Origin of the sequence: Vibrio mimicus CAIM 602 (assembly GCF_000338875.1) — a bacterium.
In the GTDB taxonomy this organism is placed as follows: domain Bacteria; phylum Pseudomonadota; class Gammaproteobacteria; order Enterobacterales; family Vibrionaceae; genus Vibrio; species Vibrio mimicus.
The window spans coordinates 26375-44568 of sequence record NZ_AOMO01000021.1 but is presented as its reverse complement, the minus strand read 5'-3'; the positions used below and the strand labels follow the sequence as shown (position 1 = coordinate 44568).

14 protein-coding genes and 1 pseudogene are annotated in these 18194 nt (G+C 44.3%); 3 read left to right on the top strand and 12 right to left on the bottom strand.

Annotated features, from left to right (window positions below; all coding sequences use genetic code 11):
* Positions 1–369, bottom strand: coding sequence for an iron-sulfur cluster assembly accessory protein (locus D908_RS15465; RefSeq protein ID WP_000774946.1), 369 nt, complete (start codon positions 367–369; stop codon positions 1–3).
* Between the two features lie 366 nt (positions 370–735).
* On the opposite strand from D908_RS15465, the gene D908_RS15470 reads away from it, so the two are divergent.
* Complete coding sequence (locus D908_RS15470) at positions 736–1116, top strand: hypothetical protein (protein WP_000431624.1); 381 nt, start codon at positions 736–738, stop codon at positions 1114–1116.
* A 14-nt stretch (positions 1117–1130) separates the two neighbouring features.
* On the top strand, positions 1131–2516 hold the full coding sequence (locus tag D908_RS15475) for a class II fumarate hydratase (RefSeq protein WP_005522882.1): 1386 nt from the start codon (positions 1131–1133) through the stop codon (positions 2514–2516).
* A gap of 443 nt (positions 2517–2959) precedes the next feature.
* Here D908_RS15475 and D908_RS15480 read toward each other — a convergent pair whose 3' ends face one another.
* From D908_RS15480 to katE1, 6 genes are all read right to left on the bottom strand, one after another.
* A complete protein-coding gene (locus tag D908_RS15480) occupies positions 2960–3310 on the bottom strand; it encodes a DMT family protein (RefSeq protein ID WP_005522881.1) in 351 nt (116 codons plus the stop codon).
* Between the two features lie 79 nt (positions 3311–3389).
* Entirely contained in the window at positions 3390–3848 is a 459-nt protein-coding gene (locus D908_RS15485) for a DUF2127 domain-containing protein (protein ID WP_001290737.1), read from the bottom strand.
* Between the two features lie 23 nt (positions 3849–3871).
* Complete coding sequence (yqfB, locus tag D908_RS15490) at positions 3872–4207, bottom strand: N(4)-acetylcytidine aminohydrolase (protein WP_005522875.1); 336 nt, start codon at positions 4205–4207, stop codon at positions 3872–3874.
* Positions 4208–4377: 170 nt separating this feature from the next.
* Positions 4378–4890: a superoxide dismutase family protein gene (sodC, locus tag D908_RS15495; RefSeq protein WP_001046475.1), complete on the bottom strand. Its 513-nt coding sequence runs from the start codon at positions 4888–4890 to the stop codon at positions 4378–4380.
* A 47-nt stretch (positions 4891–4937) separates the two neighbouring features.
* Positions 4938–5453, bottom strand: a complete 516-nt coding sequence (locus D908_RS15500; RefSeq protein WP_005522874.1) for an ankyrin repeat domain-containing protein — start codon at positions 5451–5453, stop codon at positions 4938–4940.
* Positions 5454–5551: 98 nt separating this feature from the next.
* Complete coding sequence (katE1, locus tag D908_RS15505; protein ID WP_005522872.1) at positions 5552–7063, bottom strand: catalase KatE1; 1512 nt, start codon at positions 7061–7063, stop codon at positions 5552–5554.
* Between the two features lie 455 nt (positions 7064–7518).
* Between katE1 and D908_RS15510 the strand changes: the two genes are divergently transcribed.
* Positions 7519–7959, top strand: a complete 441-nt coding sequence (locus D908_RS15510) for a YkgB family protein (protein WP_005522871.1) — start codon at positions 7519–7521, stop codon at positions 7957–7959.
* An 84-nt stretch (positions 7960–8043) separates the two neighbouring features.
* Here D908_RS15510 and D908_RS0118945 read toward each other — a convergent pair.
* From D908_RS0118945 to D908_RS15530, 5 genes and pseudogenes are all read right to left on the bottom strand, one after another.
* Positions 8044–12623 (bottom strand): annotated as a pseudogene (locus tag D908_RS0118945) (SslE/AcfD family lipoprotein zinc metalloprotease).
* 359 nt (positions 12624–12982) lie between these two features.
* Positions 12983–14389, bottom strand: coding sequence for an alpha-L-fucosidase (locus tag D908_RS15515; protein ID WP_390622356.1), 1407 nt, complete (start codon positions 14387–14389; stop codon positions 12983–12985).
* 215 nt (positions 14390–14604) lie between these two features.
* Positions 14605–15669: a galactose-1-epimerase gene (gene galM, locus D908_RS15520; protein ID WP_032467520.1), complete on the bottom strand. Its 1065-nt coding sequence runs from the start codon at positions 15667–15669 to the stop codon at positions 14605–14607.
* 8 nt (positions 15670–15677) lie between these two features.
* Positions 15678–16838, bottom strand: a complete 1161-nt coding sequence (galK, locus tag D908_RS15525) for a galactokinase (RefSeq protein ID WP_005522868.1) — start codon at positions 16836–16838, stop codon at positions 15678–15680.
* Between the two features lie 59 nt (positions 16839–16897).
* Positions 16898–17953 (bottom strand): UDP-glucose--hexose-1-phosphate uridylyltransferase, encoded by a 1056-nt coding sequence (locus tag D908_RS15530; RefSeq protein ID WP_005522867.1) that lies wholly within the window; start codon positions 17951–17953, stop codon positions 16898–16900.
* Positions 17954–18194: the final 241 nt, after the last annotated feature.

The window sequence follows — 18194 nt, the reverse complement described above, 5'->3', positions numbered from 1 at the left end:
CTAAACACCGAAACTTTCGCCGCACCCACACAGGGCTTTGGCTTTAGGATTGTGGTAAATAAAAATTTGATTTAAGCCCTGACGCACATAATCCACCTCGGTTCCGTCTAAAAATGGCATTGCTGATAACGGAACATAGAGCTGTGCACCTAGGTGTTCAAAACAGAGTGCATCAGCAGTGGGTGCTTCATGTTGATCAAGAACATAGGCATATCCGGTACACCCTGATGCTTTCACGTTCAGTTGAATGACTTTGCCATCAAGGCTGAGCTGTATAATTCGCTTCGCCGCGCTATCCGTCATCGTCACACCCTGCCACTCTGTTGTGTGCAGTGAAAAGGCTGCAACACCCCGTTCTTGATCTGCCATAGTTCGATTCTCTCGTTTGCAACAAACCACCAAGATGATAATGATTGTCATTTATGATTCAACCACAAAAACTGTGTAACTACCGTTTCACCGCGGCTAAATCAGATCTTTAAATTTGATATTTACGGCAGATACTAAGCAGGCAAGTTGGCATGAGCTATTCAGAAATAACTATCACTTTGATAGTTATTTCGTTATTTACCTCTGAAATAAACGGTCTAATGTATTGAAATAAAATGTTTTTCAACTCTATCGCCATAAAACAAGCCATGCTTTTTGTCTCTTTTTATCTTCAAAAAGCAAAAGTCAGTTGCATTCGACAAATTAGTGATAATAATTATCATTTGAAAGTTGGGAGGGGGTGGTATGGAAAATAGAACATGGTTATACAATGCGTTCTTTAAGGCGCAGGATAGATTTCTGGTGCATGAGATCGAGAGTGGCTTTGAGCCTGATGTGATTTATGACTACATTCACTGTGCACGCCTTATTGCCTCTCATCACTATGAGGGGGCAAAGGAGCAAAACTTCTTACTGTGTGAACTATTTTTACGCCAAATCTACTTCCATTTTTTAGATGCTATTCAAGACCCTACACGCAGTCGTGTATTTCGCCGAGTCTGTCTTGATTCGATTTATATCCTGCTGATGGAGCTGAATAAGTGCTATCAACAAGTCGAGAATGGAGAACGGCAACTGCAGCGACTCAAACAAAAATTACAACAAATTCAAGCTCCACTTGATTAACCAAAGGATCTGTTATGACTCTCAAGTATCGAATCGAAAAAGACAGCATGGGTGAAGTGAAAGTCCCTGCTGATGCGCTCTATCAAGCGCAAACTCAACGTGCTGTAGATAACTTTTCTCTCAGCCAATACACCATGCCAAGCACGTTTATTGTTGCTCTAGCTTATATCAAGCAAGCAGCCGCAATCAGCAATGCACAGTTAGGACTCTTAGAAGGTGATATTGCTCAGGCCATTAGCAATGCCGCGCAAGCTGTGATTGACGGAGAGCATGGCGACCAATTCCCCATCGATGTGTTTCAAACAGGCTCTGGAACCAGCTCCAATATGAATGCGAATGAGGTGATTGCTACCCTTGCCTCACAAGAGTTGGGCTACAGCGTAAGCCCGAATGATCATGTCAACATGGGACAAAGCAGTAATGATGTGATCCCAACTGCGATTCAAGTTAGCGCCGCAATCGGTATAGAGCAGAAGCTGATTCCGGCACTCGCTCATTTAAGCCAAGCACTGGCTGCGAAGCAGTCGGAGCTGGCAGATGTGGTGAAAACAGGACGCACCCATTTGATGGATGCCATGCCTGTCACTTTCGCCCAAGAGCTGGGGGGCTGGAAAAGCCAAATTGATCATGCGATGCAAGGCATAGATCACGCGCTTTCCCCAGTTAAAGCGTTGGCGCAAGGGGGAACTGCTGTGGGTACAGGGATTAATGCCGACCCACGCTTTGCCCGCATTTTTGCTGATAATCTCAGCCAACTTAGCCAAATTACCTTCCAACCCAGTGACAACTTTTTCTATAACCTCAGCAGCCAAGATTGCATTGTTGCACTCTCTGGCCAACTGAAAACAGCCGCCGTTGCCATGATGAAAATAGCCAACGATCTGCGCTGGATGAATTCTGGCCCGCTGGCTGGATTGGGTGAAATTGAGCTGCAAGGTCTACAACCTGGTTCATCCATCATGCCCGGTAAGGTCAACCCTGTGATTCCTGAAGCTGTCACCATGGTAGCTGCCCAAGTTATCGGCAACGACACAACCATTACTGTGGCTGGGCAATCAGGTAACTTCCAACTCAATGTGATGTTACCTGTGATTGCACACAATCTTCTGGAGTCAATTGAACTCCTGACCAACGCCAGCACTGCTCTTGCTGATCAAGCAATCGAGACTTTTAAAGTACGACATGACAACCTTGAAAAGGCACTCGCGAAAAACCCAATTTTGGTGACAGCTCTGAATCCGGTGATTGGATATCTCAAAGCCGCAGAAATTGCCAAAAAAGCGTACCAACAAGGTCGAGCAATTTTGGATGTTGCCGTAGAGGAAACCGATATTGACCGCGCAACGCTCGAGACTCTGCTTGACCCGAAAAAGCTCACCCAAGGTGGCATTGCTCATTAAACCTTTCGCATCTCATGAGCTATCACTCGAAACCCTGTGGAAAGAGTGAATCAATAACATTGTATTTCTGTAATATCCCAAAAGCCGAGTCATCGGCTTTTGGTCTTTTGTCGGTAACTGAATCGTGATGGAAAAATTCTTGAAGATAATTAGAAAGAAGCATCCCTTCTTATGGGGAGGATTGATTTTTTTTATCCAAATCATCCTTTACCTATTAGGTTTACGAGATGACTGTTCCGGTTACGAATCACGACACTGGATTGATTCCAATTCACCGTGGTACGTGCATTTTTCTGTTGCGATGATCGGCATGGCTCTAATGGCTTATAGCCAAGCTCCACATTCAAAGCTCGGGAGGCTTGGCAAACCCATCTATCGATTTATTCTTTGGGTACTGCGACAGAAACGATCAAGAAAACAATATAGCTAGCGGCTCAAGATCGTTAGGCAAACTTGCTGCGAAAAGCAAAATAGACAGCCCCCACCAGACAAAGTCCAGCCCATAGATAATCGAGTTTCAAAGGTTCACGTAAATAGAATACCGAAAAAGGAGCGAACACCATTAAGGTGATCACCTCTTGTAAAATTTTCAGTTGCCCAACATTGAGAGCGGTGTAACCAATTCGGTTCGCAGGAACTTGCAGAAGGTATTCGAACAGGGCAATCCCCCAGCTAACCAAGGCGGCAATAATCCAAGGTTTGTTATTCAGCTCTTTAAGATGCGCGTACCAAGCGAAAGTCATAAATACATTGCTGCAAATCAGCAGCCCGACACTGACCACAATCGGATTCATTTCTTTATTCAGTCCTATCCAGATACCGTACCGAAACGACGGCGGCGCTAGCATAGCTGAGCGCCCTATCCTTTGCATCTTATCTCTGTTTTTCTTTGGTTCGAACAATGCGATACATGTAGAACACTATGATTACGTTGATCAGTAAAGCCGAAATACTCAATAGCCCCGGGTGGGCAAATAGCTCATAGATTTCAAATGGTAAATAAATGGCGCCACTGAGCAAAGCAAACCATTCTGTCCACAATAAGTTATGCCAGAGGCCATAAGCCTCAATCAAACGAATCATGCCGTAAGCCAGTGCGCCTGCCGCGACCCAATTCAGATTGAAATGAGCAATTAGCCCAGCTTCATGCATGACTTTTTCAGGCCAATAGCTAGCCGGGTTTAAATGCAAATGCAGCAACAAATCTTGCAGTAGCTGTTGCAAACTATCACCTGCGAAATGGTGTAGCCCTAAGCCTACAAAAAGAGACACAAGCCCTTTGGTAGATTCTAAAATTGCGACCGCTTTTAAGCCTTGGTGTTTCTCCGACATAACTCTTTCACCATTATTTTGTGCTACAACATATTCACTAGCTGATAAGTGATCACAAACAGCTCATCGGTATTCGGGTAAATCTCTTTGATCAACGATTTGAGTTTTGGCAACTCAATGGCTTCCTGCTCGGCGTGGAACTCATTGATATCATGAAATTTTAATGGCTCAACAGAGACAATCTCGATATCACAGACTTTACGATCGGTTTCTAAAGTAAACACTTCCACGCGAGTTCCCGGAACATAATGACTCTCGGATTTATCACGAATAGTAATGGTCTTTGCGCCAGAAGCCACCAGCGGAGTCAGAAATTCAAAGAAAGTAATTTTGGTTGGGATTGAAGCTGGAATCGTCATCGCGTTCTCTTAAAACTAGAAGGGAGTTTGAGTTAGCGTTTATGACGGATCATGGGCTCTACGTCAAGGCAGAATCAAGGTTTAAATCTGACGATCTGCCATTACATAAAACAAAATTCTGGCCATCTTGTTCTGATAGCCAGAATCACCGGAGACTTAGCTTAGGTTGATTATTGGATCACACCGCAAACGATGCGTGCACCACCACCACCGAGCGCCATTGGGTGATCTGAGTGATTATCTCCACCCGCATGGATCATCAGCGCACGGCCTTTTACATCCGCCATTTTGAATCGAGGTGCCAGTACAGGTTGGTTTGCTTGACCCTGAGCATCAACATAGAGTGCAGGTAAATCACCTAAGTGATTGTCGTTAGTCCATGGGTGACCATGTTTACCTGTATTCTGCGGGTCATAATGCCCACCGGCTGCACCGCCCAATACTGTTTTTCCATCTTTCATACTGGTTTCACACGAGGCATTCGCATGCACATGAAAACCGTGGGTGCCTGCTGGTAAACCCATCAGTTGCGGTGTAAACACCGTGCCATAGTCACTATCCGTTAATGTCACTGTACCTACAGATTGACCTGAGTTTAAATCGGTCATAGCCACCGTTATTTCTTGCGCAAGAACAGGTTGAGAAAGTAAAGCGGCGACAGCAAACAACGTGTATTTATTCATTATCGATATCCTTATTTATGATTGGTGATCAACGCAATCCAACAAGCTTAGTTGACAGATTGCGATTCTGTATGAGATTGCGCTGCCAATTTTTCTTGATGCAGCGTTCTTAACGTTTCAGATTGACCGTACAACTCTGCAAATTCTTTCACTGAAAGTCCTGCCTTATTGCGAATGTCATCTGTGCATTCCGCTTGGTATAAGGCTCTTGCTATTTGAATTTCTCTCTTCAATAAAGCGCCCATCAAGGCAGTATTGCCACGTTTATCTTGCAAACAAGCATTAGCACCTGAATTAAGCAGTAGATCAACCGTCTCTGCGTTACCTTGGTAAGCAGCAACCATCAGTGCGGTATAACTCTCAGAATTTCTTTGATTAATGGGGAAACCAGCAGAAAGGAACTCACTCACAACTTCGTTATTGCCCGTTCTGGCTGCGGCAAAAAAAAGGGTAATCAGTGATTGATATTCTTGTGTTGAATCCACTTCTTCACTGGCAGCAAAGCTGGTTCCGAAAGGTAAAATCAACAACCCCATCAAGATAAATTGCCGAAGCCACTTCATTTTCCATCTCCTTTTATAACCAATGAATGCCCCACAAGAGCCCTGTTTTTCGGGCAGAAAAGAGCAGACTTATCTCTTGTGGGGCAAAACTTTATTGGTTACATCGTTGCTTTTTTCATAACCTGTTTCATGTCTGTGTTGGTCGCATTGGCTAAGCGGGTACCGTAATCTTTATCTGCACGGTAGAAATGGCTGACCATAGTGGCTTTGATCACTTCATCATTCACTTTATTCAGGTCACCAGCCAAATTCGTGATGAGGTCTTGTTTGTCCTGCTCACTTAAGCTGCGATATAGCACACCGGCTTGATAGAAATTACGCGGATTGCTGATCGCTTTCTGCTGCACTGTACCAACGAGTTTGGTTTCCACCGCTTTGAACTCAGGCGCTTCCTTAAGATCAAGCTGGCGGCTTGGTTCGTAATTAATATCAGAGCTTGTCTGAGCGTTGTTGCTAGCTCCGTCTTGGTTATGGCTGTTCACCTCTGCCAACGGACGGTTAATCGGCAGTTGGAACAGGTTGGCCCCTAAGCGATACAGTTGAGTATCGGCGTACGCAAATAAACGGCCTTGCAATAGACGATCTTCCGATGGCTCAATACCTGGAATCAGGTTAGATGGCGCAAATGCCGATTGTTCTGTTTCCAAGAAGAAGTTATCTGGCACTCGATTAAGAGTCATGGTGCCGACTTTCTTCTCAGGTACATCCAACCAAACTTTGGTTGCATCTAAACCGTTGTAATCCAGTTTGCTCAGTTGTTCTGGAGTCAACACCTTCACGTAAAGATCCCATTTCGGATGATTGCCTGCGTTAATTTGCGCATACAAATCATTGGTCAAATGGTTAAAGTCTTGCCCTTGTACTTTGGCCACTTCATCAGGGCGTAAGCTTTCGATACCTTGCTGACTCTTCCAGTGGAATTTCACATAGTTAACGTCGCCTTTTTTATTGATCCATTTGTAAGCGTGAACACCAAAACCATCCATGGTACGGTAGCTGGCTGGCGTACCTAAGTTGGTATATACCCATGTCAGCATATGAGTTGAACCAGGTTCATTGCTGAAGAAATCAAAATAGCGATTCGGATCTTGAATATTGCTAATTGGTGATGGCTTCAGTGAATGAACCATATCCGGAAACTTGATTGAATCACGAATAAAGAACACAGGCAGGTTATTACCCACCAAGTCCCAGTTACCCTGCTCGGTGTAAAATTTGGTTGCAAAACCTCGTGGATCACGCAGCGTCTCTGGTGAGCCTTTTGAGTGAACTACAGTAGAAAAGCGAACAAACACCGGCGTTACTTTACCTTTGCTGGTAAAAGGTGCAGATAGGGTTAAATCACTAAAATCGCCAGACGCGACAAATTCACCGTGTGCACCAGTACCTCTTGGGTGCACAACACGCTCAGGGATTCGCTCTCTAGCAAAACGTTGTAATTTTTGAATCAGATGAACGTCTTGCAACAAAACGCTGCCATTTTCACCTGCAGTCATCGAATTCTGGTTGTCGCCGACTGACGCACCATTGTCTCTCGTTAGAGTTTGTGCCTGTACTGAAACCGCGACTAACCCCATTGATATTAATAAGAAGCTTTTTGACATCTGCATGGTTGCTCTCCAATGCGACCGACCATTCTTGCTCACAAAGCGGAGAATGGGTAATTCAAAAGCTCTTTTCTGCCCAACAAAAATATACTGGCAAACAAGATTTTTACTTAATGGAAAATAACGATGAATTTAATAGAAAAAATCGATATCAATTTGGGTTGTAAAATGTATTTTTCCGTATGACGTTTATGTGATGATGTTATTTTAACCATCGTAATGTGATGTTCGTTCATAAAATATAATTATTAGTAAAGATTAAATTAGCCTTCACTCCATTAGTTTATTTCTTGTTCGCCACTTCATAGAAATGAAATGTTTCATTTTCAAAAATAAATTTTTCCTAATCTTGAATGATTTATTGCTTCTCTCGGGTCATATCATTCGTGCAAGTCAATCTACACAAACTATTTATCTAAAATTTTAGTGAAGCCATCAATATTAAGGAGCCTTTTTTCATGCACAGTGCAACAACTCAAAAACACTCTACCCAATACAGCTATCTTATTGGTGTTATTGGTGTTTCTTTGATTTTAATCTGGCTTGGCATTTACAAATTTACGCCTACTGAAGCTAAGTTGATTGAACCATTAGTCGTTAATCACCCATTAATGAGTTGGACTTATCAAATTCTCTCTGTTCAAGCCGTTTCTAACCTTATTGGCGCTACCGAAATTATTGTAGGAATTGGCTTGTTGGTGGGATTTCGCTCACCGAAAATTGCTTATTATTCCGCTATTGCTGGTGTCGTTATATTTATTACTACTCTGAGCTTTTTAATCACAACACCGAATGCATGGAAAGTTTCTGATGGAATTTTGGTTCCAAACTTCTTCTTATTAAAAGACATCCTATTTTTAGCCGTTGTTGTTCGTGTTATGGAGAAAAATAAAATGTAAGACTTTCGATTATATTTATTGTCCAATTGTCCGTATAAAAATAGAGCGCCATCATGACGCTCTATTCTTGTTTAATGTAAAAGTTTATTGGCTAATTTCATTAATCAGCAGCGGGTTTCGAACCGGTTTAGGGTACTGCTGTGCTCTCACACGACTCTTCCCTGCCTCGGTTATCCCACCTTCATAATGCGGCTTAGGATCCCCCGGATAAACAAAGGCTTTGCTACCTGGATTCCAAGCATCAAAAAACTCGGTTAAATCAGTTTGTGCAGCATATGAAGCGCAAAGCATTAGTTGATCACTCTTACCCAACCCTGTGGCTTGGCATAGATTCTCACCTTTGAGGTTTATAACGCCATCGTCTGCATTACGGGTTAAACGGTGCATCAACTTAAACAGGTTCCACCCTTTCACGCCTGATTCAACCTTGTAGTATGAAGGCAACTCATTTGGGTACCAATCTGCAATATCGAATTCGCTTTCCGCCCACTCTTTTAACTGAGCAAACATCACCAAGCGCTCACCGGCGCCACCAGCACCCCATGCATGTCCATGTTCCATTTTCACAAAATCAGGCGCAATCCGAATGTCTTGTTCAACTCGTGCCATTTTACCTAAATGGCGATCCTGCATATAAAGTGCAAGTAAGTTATTCACTACCTCGGTAGCACCATCAACATTGAAAGGCGCTTCTGCAGCGTTATGCCCCACCTCATGCCAAAGCAACCAGCTATTCAGTGGTGACGTATTCAGGCTTGGGCTTTTAGCATTAAAGCTAGAATTCATCACTGGATAGCCAGAATGTGCAGCACCAACACTGATGGCGATATCATTAACAAAATGATGTCGGTTGTTTGGATTGCTCTCACCTGTTGCTTTGCGATTACGTTTTCCATCAACATTTTCATCGCGCGCATAGAAGTCATTAAGATCTTCGGAAAAGGTATCCAGATCATCTGCAAATTGTGCGATACCACCGTTATAACCAGATGCATTCAAGTTTGCTTTGGGCGCAGTGAACACAAAAGTATTGGAAACAACTTCACCAATTGGTGCTGGGGAATTTAACCCATTTTGCCATTGACCATTCTTATACAACGGTGCATTCACCGTACCACTGAAACTTAGTGTGACCTGCTCACTGTTACCACCTTGTGCATAAATCAAACCGCCGTATGGCACAGTAAAGCTCTGACTTTTGGGTTGATCACCGCCAATCACGAAAGATTTCGTCATTCTTGGTGGCCGTTTCAAACCTAACTCATGCTTTTCACGCCCAGTAAGATCATCCGCCAAGGCAATAGTGATGGTCACTGGAGAGTTTTCTCCAGAAACGGATACCGAAAACTCCTGCTGAGCAACCGCCCACTGCCCTGTAGGCTGGCGATTACCAGCAAACCAAGCCGTCGTTAGGTTACGCATATCCAAGGTAATGTTGCCACCACCCGAACCATTTTCAGCCTCTCCTGGGAATTCACGCACATCCACCTTGATATCCAAATCCCAATAGGAACGGCCAAGCATTAAGCGAGTTAACGGTTTCTCCATATAATTCAATGGATAACTTGGGTTCATTTGGCCTGCATATTCTCCAGCCTCATCACCGTACACCATCTTCATCTGATTAAGTTGTAATTTCAGATCGGTTGGACATTGGGTATTACCACCCGCTTGATCATTGGTGTAACAGTTGAGGAACTCGGTAAAGCGTTTGAAGCCTAGCTCATCGCCATGGCCAGATTCGTAGCGATAATCCAGATCATTCCACAGCCATACACTCAAATTCTGATAAATACGATTCAGGTCAACGCTGTTTAATCGCTCACCTTGTTTTCCTTTGGTACGGAAATAACGCTCATGCTGGTACAGGGCTTCAATATTAGTACCTAAGTTGGCTGCCTTCACCATCGCTTTGGCTTCGTCATTACCCAGCTTCAGCTCAGTATAAATAGGCACATGCATACCACCACTGGTTGGGATCCCATTCCCGGGTCGATATTCCAAACAATTCACTTCGTAATGGAATTCACTATCACGACACTCTTGATATGCAGACTTGCCTTCTGATGTGATAAAAGCATTCAGAATACGCTGTTTGGCGGCGGCTAAGCTCTGTTTATCCAGAATCGGTTTGCCGTTGTCATCGTATATCACTTTTCCATTGGCATCTTTTTGCCAATGGCTTGATTCGTCGATGAAAGCCGCCTGCTTCACTGGATTGCCTTGGCTGTCTTCTTCGGTCCACGTCGCCATCTCAAGCTTAGGTTTATCATCTGGTTTACCATCAACGATGAACTTCCACTCAACGCTACCATCTTCCTTAATGGTGTATGGAAGTGTTGGCGCGACACCATTTTCACCAGTCACTGCGGCATAACGTTCTAAAACCCAAATACCATGTTGGCGCTGGTTACGCACGCGATCAGGATAGCCACCACTTGGCCCATTACCATTAGCAACCACGCTGGAACCCATGCCAAAAGCAATACCGGCACTGTCTAACAATCGTGCGACTTCTCCCGCATTGGTACGGTTAATGATGGTTTCCATCATCAAAACGTTACCGCCACGGCTTACATAGTCGATAAGATCGCTGACATCTTCTTGGGTTAATTTCGGACGCTGTATATCTGCACTCATCGGTAAATCATACGCACCGATACCACTGTGCCCGAGATATTCATACCCGTTGATGATCACAACAGGCATAGTTTCAGGGTCTAGATTTGAGAAATTACTTAACTGTTCGGTTTGCGTAGCAAAACGAGGATCCAATACAAATGGAGCTTGGTTCCCAAGAACCTGACCGCCACGTTTAAAATAGACATAAGGAATATTGGTGCCAACGGTAATTTCAGCCGAGTTTTTTCCTGTCAGGTAATGAAAAACGTTACTGAAAAAGTTCCCCATATCATGGCTGTCACTGTTTAAGGTACATTGGCCTTGTTGATCGACACCGCCATTCCAACTGAAACCATTCGGGCAAACCAGCACACTGTTATAGCGTGCATTACCCAACACCATTACTTTACCTTTGCCTAACTCACCTAAGCTGATGAATGGCAAATTAAACGTCGTGGTTTCTGCCGATACTTTTTCGGGTTTAACTTGAGATGGCGCCTCTGTGATAAAAGCTAGCCCTTGTGAATCCCAAGCCTTTGGCTTGCCAAAATCAATCCAATAGTTGTTGTCATTACGCGCCATCAGCACTGGGAAAGCACTATTGGCAATATTGACTGCAGCCTGACCGCGAGCGCTGCCTGTACTACCGTAGAAATTAGTACTGTCGTGGAAAACATGGAAGCGTTCTACTTTTTTCCACCCCTGCTGCTGTACTTCTGGTGTCGCTCCCCATAGTTTTTGAATATCTGCCTGAATGCGGCTTGCCTCGGGATCCACAGCTGATTTTTGTACTGGCTCGGCCCACGCTTGATAAAAGCTTGTTGGCTTTAGAGCTTGATCAATTTCGGCGGCAATGCCTTGCGAGAACTGCTGATTAAATTCTCCCGGTACGATTTGTGTTTCACCACCACCGATCTCCAATGCCACATCATCATTACTCAACGATAATGAAATCGCCTCATTCACCACATTCGGATATTGAGCAAAAACTTGCGTGACTTTGTCTGAAATCGACACTGAATCATGAGTACTGTCTGCATAACGTAACACTAAGGCTTGTGCATTTTTCCCTTCATTACCCGCCGCTAATTCTGTCAGTTCAAAGGTACTTTTATTGCCGCGAATCTGTCCGAGTTCAAAGGTATCAATCGCAAAGCTGATGGTATCTCCCCACGAGAACTCAAAACGACCATCACCTGTAGCTCGCCCTTCTTTATTCACGCCCGTCACACCACGACTGTGATTGCTGAAATAAGCAATACCGTTGACAGGGCGACCTTGGCTATCAAGCAGTTGTCCTTGGCTAAGGATCACTTCTGTCGGCTTATACACCAACGCCTCTTCAGCATTGGCAGAAACAAAATTGCTGTTGAGATCACTGGATGCCCCTTCCGTTATTGCTGGCGGAATATCAGGCACATGTGTGATGGCTGTTTATCTACTTGATTATCGTTGCTGACTTTTTCCGTAATCAATTCACGAAATTCAGCTTCTGGTAAATCTAAGCTATGGCTTAAATAGTTATCAAAAGTCAGTTGATCACGAGAAGAGCTGAAATTGAGTTCAATATTTTTCCCCTGAATATTGCCCATGTTTTTTATCAGCGTCTGAATGTTTTTTTGGCGCTGGACTGAGTCTTTATATTCATCAGCATCAATGAGCTTTAATAATTCGAGCGTGCTCGAACGATTCATCATACGCGAATTAACTGCATCGAAAGGGGAATTAAACGTCGCCAGAACTCGATCATTTAATGTACAAATTACATGGTCTTTTTGCTCAACGGAAAATTCATAAGCTGGCTGATTATTACACTGTACTGATTCACCAAACATCAGATTCCCATCAAGGGAAAGTTGAGAAAAGATAATGGGATCATCCACGCCGATATCAGGAAGCTCGCCACCGTCAACTGCAGGATCATTGCCATTACCAATATTCGGAATATCAGGCTTAATGCTACCGGAAGAATTATACATAGAGTCATGATTACAACCAGCGATAGTCATCGCAATCATGGCGGATATTAATTTAACTTTCATATTTCCAATTTGAATTATTGTTATCGAAAAGAATCAAGTTAATGATTTAATTTTAAATATATTTTGTCAACAAAGTAACTGTAGGAATAAACTGACGCGGACAAAATTAAAATGGAAGATATAATAAATGAAATCACTTAGATTCATTTTTATTATACAAAACTACTTTGTAATTCTTTTGTTTATTTTCAATATACTCGATTGCTACATCCCATATGTCACACTAGACTCGCCTCGTCAGCGGCCGCAATTGACATTGCGGCGCCGATGGAAGCAACCTATATCACTGTTTTGTTCTCTTGTGGTTTTACTTCAAAACATCAATACGGCTTTCCTATTTTGAGGCAACACTTAAATCGTTACTCCTCCTTTAGGAATATTTCAATTACAGGTACATTGATTTTGGGTCTAACCAATGGTAGCTCAAATCTTACACTACCATCATGTTTAACCTCGGTCCAAAACACCTCACTGGCGTCGTGTAGCATTTGTGCATATGCAACACGGCCTATCAGTTTCTTCACGTGGATAGCTTTATGAGGCCAGTTTTGGATATGGACATAAAGCCGGTTATTTTTTTGGGTAAATCGGCATCCGTCAGGCGCCTCAAATTCAGACGGAACCGTTTCATAGATCGCTCGGCCGTTCACCGCCATCCAGTCGCTATAGACTTTCAGCGCTTCAGCGGCACGAGGTTCAAAGGTACCGCGGGCCGTGGGGCCAATATTCATCAGCAGATTCCCTCCCAATGCCACAATGTCACTCAGTAAATTCACTAACTGTTCGGGCGTTTTCCATTTGAACTCTTCGCGAATATAACACCACAGTCCCGCTAGGGTGTGGCAGGCCTCCCATCCTACCGCATGATCCGGAACTGTCGGACGTGGGGATGGAATGATTTGTTCATGGCAAATGATGTCAGGTTGATATCCTTCTACATCATTTAGGTCGAGACGGTCATTGATGAGAATATCTGGTGCCAATTTGCGGATAAGTTTGACCAGTTCAACACTTTCCCAATCATTGCGACCTTTACCGGGCTTACCATGCCATTCCCAGTCCACATAGGAGAAATCACACCAAATAATATCGATCTTACCGTAGTTGGTCAGCAACTCAGTGATTTGGTCGCGCATATACTGCGCATAGCGCTTCATGTCCCGCCCCTTGTTCATCGCCTCTGCATCGGGGTGATTGCGCTGAGGGTGATTAATATCGATCGTGAAGTCAGGATGGTGCCAGTCGAACAGTGAATAATAGAATCCGATTTTCAGCCCTTCGGCCCGAAAAGCCTCCACGAATGGGGCGATTAAATCTTTACCACATGGGGTATTGGTCGATTTGTACTCGGTGTACTTACTATCAAAGAGGCAGAATCCCTCGTGATGCTTTGTGGTGATAACCACATACTTCATCCCCGCCGCCTTTGCTTGCCGAGCCCACTCTTTAGGATCGTAGAGATCCGGGTCAAAGTGATCGAAATATTTCTGATATTGTTCGGTAGTAAGTTCCTTCTTGTTCTTATGCCACGGATGCCATGCCCCTACGGAGTACAGCCCCCAGTGAATGAACATTCCGAAACGATCCTTGACGAACCACGCCTTTGCTGGTGAATCCGACACCTTGTCAGTAGCCGGAGTTGACTGTTGGTCGTTCATTTCGTCCTCCTCATGAACTATTTCATGATACTGCCCTCGCCCTTCCCAATAGGTATAAGCGTGAGCAACGTCTGGTCGTGCTACATATACTCGGTCAACAGCTTTCAACTGGGATTATGTAACACTACACAATTGGAGATTTACGATTAGTTAGACGCCATCAAACAAAAATGACTCCCTTTTATTCCCATACTTTTGTCATGGTTATGTAAGTTTGAGTTAGGTTATGGTTAAGAGTGTTGAGATAATCAGAGTCGAGATTTTTCAACGCTGACCCTATAGATGATTTAGCTGAGTTGATGTGTGATGAATCAGAGCAGTCTTTACTCCGAACGCTTACAAATAAACTGATAGCGAGTTCGATATTGATAGTGCTCGCCAGGTTGCAAAATACAACTGGGTTGAATCCATTCTGGATGATGTGGTGAATCGGGCAAAAATTGGGTTTCCAAAGCCAGCCCTGCGTAATCCATGTACTCAGATCCGCTTCGATTCGGCGTGCCTGACAACCAGTTACCCGTATAGAGCTGCATGGCAGGCTTATCTGTACTAACGATGAGTTGTATTTTTTCATCGCCAGACCAAAGCTTAGCAACAGGCTTTTGTACATCACGCTTAGGTGCAAAGTAATAGCTGTGATCATAGCCTTTGGCTGCGATTTGCTGATCCTCTTTCAATAAATCTTCACCAACCAATTTCGGCTGTGTGAAATCAAACCCAGTCCCTATAACTGGTTGCAACTCTCCCAGCGGGATGCCGGCTTCATCTGTTGGTAAAAACAGTTTGGCATCAACCCAAAGGCGATGATTAAGACAACTCTCACCGACATCTGCACCATTAAGGTTAAAGTAAGCATGATTTGTCAGGTTCACGGCTGTAGCAAGATCCGTATGCGCTTGATAAGCAATGGTTACGACACCTTGCTCATCCAGAGTATAAGTTACCGCTGCATGCAAGTTGCCCGGAAAGCCTTGGTCGCCATCTTCTGACAATAGAGTGAATGTGACTTGTTGTGCACTTTGCATGGCAATCGTCCATCGACGTCGATCAAAACCTTGTGCACCACCATGTAAAGTATTGCCCGCTTGGTTTACGGAAAGCTGATAATGCCGACCATCTATGCTCAACTCCCCTCGTGCAATTCGATTAGCGTAGCGACCCACTGTCGCGCCTAAATAGCAGCCTTGGCGCTGAGAATCGGTCATGTTACTCACCCCAAGCAACACTTCCCGAGATTCATCACCAACGGGTAAAGTACAACTCAGCCAAGTTGCACCGATATCCATCACAACCACACGCATACCCGCTTGGTTTGTTAACTCAACCAGTTTTGCAGGTAAGCCATCGTAAGCGGGTTGTTCAGCCATAGTATGTAATAAAGTATTCATTACGGGCCTTATAAGTGCTCAACTAAGCCTGCGCCTTCTGTCGCATAACAAACATAGATGGTTTCTTTCAGCCTAGTCGCTATTTGGTATTGTTCAGCAACCGCCTGCTTGACCGCTTCAACCTGACTTGGTGCCACCAAGGCCACCACACAACCACCAAAACCACCACCAGTCATTCGCACTCCACCTTGATCGCCAATGACGTTTTTCACGATCTCCACCAAGATATCAATCTCTTTAACAGTAATTTCAAAATCATCACGCATTGAGGCATGAGATGCCGCCATCAATTCCCCTAGGCGTTTAATATCACCTTCACGCAGAGCCTGTGCCGCATGCAGTGTGCGCTCATTTTCAGTGATGACATGCCGCGCTCGTTTAGCAACAATCGGATCAAGCTCAGCTTGTTTGACGTGAAATCGTGACATCGTCACATCACGCAACGCCTTAACTCCGAAAGCCTGTGCCGCAGCTTCACACTGCTGACGACGGGTGTTGTATTCACTATCAACCAAACCACGCTTTTTGTTGGAATTAATGATCACCACGGCCATCTGTTCAGGCATGGAGACAGCTTCCGTTTGCAGACTGCGGCAATCGAGCAACAGTGCGTGATTCGCTTGCCCTTGCGCAGAGATCATTTGATCCATAATCCCGCAATTACAGCCAACGAACTGGTTTTCCGCTTGCTGCCCATTAAGAGCAATTTCTGCTTGGCTTATTTTTAATTGATACAGCTCTTTAAATGTTTGGCCGATCACCACTTCCAAAGCAGCTGATGAACTGAGTCCAGCGCCTTGCGGAACATTACCTGACACTGCGATATCCGCGCCACGAAACTCAAAACCACGCTCAATCAAGCATTTCACTACACCACGAATGTAGTTCGCCCACATTTTCTCTGGCAGAAAACGAATCTCGTCACGTAAGTCAAACTCATCGGTTTCATTGCTATAATCCACGGCCACCAAGCGTACTGTGTAATCATCCCGTTTGGCTGCAGCGACCACAGTTTGATAATTGATTGCACAAGGCAGAACAAAACCATCGTTGTAATCGGTGTGCTCACCAATCAAATTAACTCGTCCAGGAGCCTGAACGACGTGTGTCGGAACATAACTAAGCACTTGTTTGAACGCAGCTTTGACGTTATGGATTAATTCAGACATAGGGCTTCTCACTTTTAAAATGGGGAACCGTACTCCAAAGCTTTGAGCACAATTCAAAATTATTTCGTTTGCTTGTAATGCACATCACTCACAGTACGTAACCGTTGCGTAGCTTGTTCCGCTGTCAGGTCACGCTGATTCTCGGCCAGCATTTCGTAGCCGACCATAAACTTACGAACCGTGGCACTGCGTAGTAACGGCGGATAAAAAAGTGCATGCAGCTGCCAGTGTTCAATATCCGTACCCGATTCAAAAAACGGAGCAAAATGCCATCCCATAGAATACGGAAATGAACACTGGAACAGGTTGTCATAGCGGCTGGTGAGTTTTTTAATTGCCAATGCCAAGTCATCACGCTGAGCATCACTTAACTCATTCATGCGCCGAATATGCGTTTTGGGTAACAACATAGTCTCAAATGGCCAAGCAGCCCAATAAGGGACAACCGCCAACCAGTGTTCGGTTTCCACGACCGTACGTGCGCCGTCCTGCAATTCGGCTTGCACATAATCAACCAACAAGTTGCTACCATGTTCTAAGTAATAGGCTTTCAGGTGTTGCTCTTTACGCTCTATTTCATTCGGAAGGAAGCTATTCGCCCAAATTTGTCCATGCGGATGAGGTTGTGAGCATCCCATCGTCTCACCTTTATTTTCGAAGGCTTGAACCCAGACATAATCCTGACCCAACTCTTCAATTTGCTCATTCCACGTTTCGATCACGTTTCGGATTTGTGTCAGAGAAAGTTCAGGCAAGGTTTTGCTGTGATCGGGAGAAAAGCAGATCACACGGCTTAAGCCGCGAACAGCTTGGATTTTAAATAAAGGATGAGTGGACTCTGGTGCTTCAGGTGAATCTGGCATTAAAGCCGCAAAATCGTTGCGAAATACATAGGTGCTCGAATAGTCGGGATTCACATCACCGGAAATTCTCGTATTTGTTGGACACAAAAAGCATTGCATATCATAACTGGGGAGTTCTTGTGTCGCTGGCTTTTCATCTTGTCCACTCCAAGGCCGCTTCGCACGATGTGGGGAAACCAAGACCCACTGACCAGTCAATGGATTATAACGACGATGAGGATGATCTACTGGGTTGAACTTAAGCTCAGGCATGATGTTTCTCTCACTTCCCAACCCACAATTGGATGAGAAGATAGTCAGCAATACTCAAACATTAGGCTTACGACACACTGGTCAGCCTTTGCGAAAGCATAGCAACCATTTCCAATCATATTCTGTGAAGCGAATCCCACAGTGTAAACGTTTCCATTTATTTTCATTTGTTGACGCCAGCAGGAAGATAGACATTTCTGCTTCAACTCGCAGTCAGCCATCGCAATATCGCTATTATCAA

What these genes read in the sequence shown, in the direction of transcription:
- D908_RS15465 (WP_000774946.1), bottom strand. Translation starts at nt 369, where the DNA reads ATGGCAGATCAAGAACGGGGTGTTGCAGCCTTTTCACTGCACACAACA.
- D908_RS15470 (WP_000431624.1), top strand. Translation starts at nt 736, where the DNA reads ATGGAAAATAGAACATGGTTATACAATGCGTTCTTTAAGGCGCAGGAT.
- D908_RS15475 (WP_005522882.1), top strand. Translation starts at nt 1,131, where the DNA reads ATGACTCTCAAGTATCGAATCGAAAAAGACAGCATGGGTGAAGTGAAA.
- D908_RS15480 (WP_005522881.1), bottom strand. Translation starts at nt 3,310, where the DNA reads ATGAATCCGATTGTGGTCAGTGTCGGGCTGCTGATTTGCAGCAATGTA.
- D908_RS15485 (WP_001290737.1), bottom strand. Translation starts at nt 3,848, where the DNA reads ATGTCGGAGAAACACCAAGGCTTAAAAGCGGTCGCAATTTTAGAATCT.
- yqfB (WP_005522875.1), bottom strand. Translation starts at nt 4,207, where the DNA reads ATGACGATTCCAGCTTCAATCCCAACCAAAATTACTTTCTTTGAATTT.
- sodC (WP_001046475.1), bottom strand. Translation starts at nt 4,890, where the DNA reads ATGAATAAATACACGTTGTTTGCTGTCGCCGCTTTACTTTCTCAACCT.
- D908_RS15500 (WP_005522874.1), bottom strand. Translation starts at nt 5,453, where the DNA reads ATGAAGTGGCTTCGGCAATTTATCTTGATGGGGTTGTTGATTTTACCT.
- katE1 (WP_005522872.1), bottom strand. Translation starts at nt 7,063, where the DNA reads ATGCAGATGTCAAAAAGCTTCTTATTAATATCAATGGGGTTAGTCGCG.
- D908_RS15510 (WP_005522871.1), top strand. Translation starts at nt 7,519, where the DNA reads ATGCACAGTGCAACAACTCAAAAACACTCTACCCAATACAGCTATCTT.
- galM (WP_032467520.1), bottom strand. Translation starts at nt 15,669, where the DNA reads ATGAATACTTTATTACATACTATGGCTGAACAACCCGCTTACGATGGC.
- galK (WP_005522868.1), bottom strand. Translation starts at nt 16,838, where the DNA reads ATGTCTGAATTAATCCATAACGTCAAAGCTGCGTTCAAACAAGTGCTT.
- D908_RS15530 (WP_005522867.1), bottom strand. Translation starts at nt 17,953, where the DNA reads ATGCCTGAGCTTAAGTTCAACCCAGTAGATCATCCTCATCGTCGTTAT.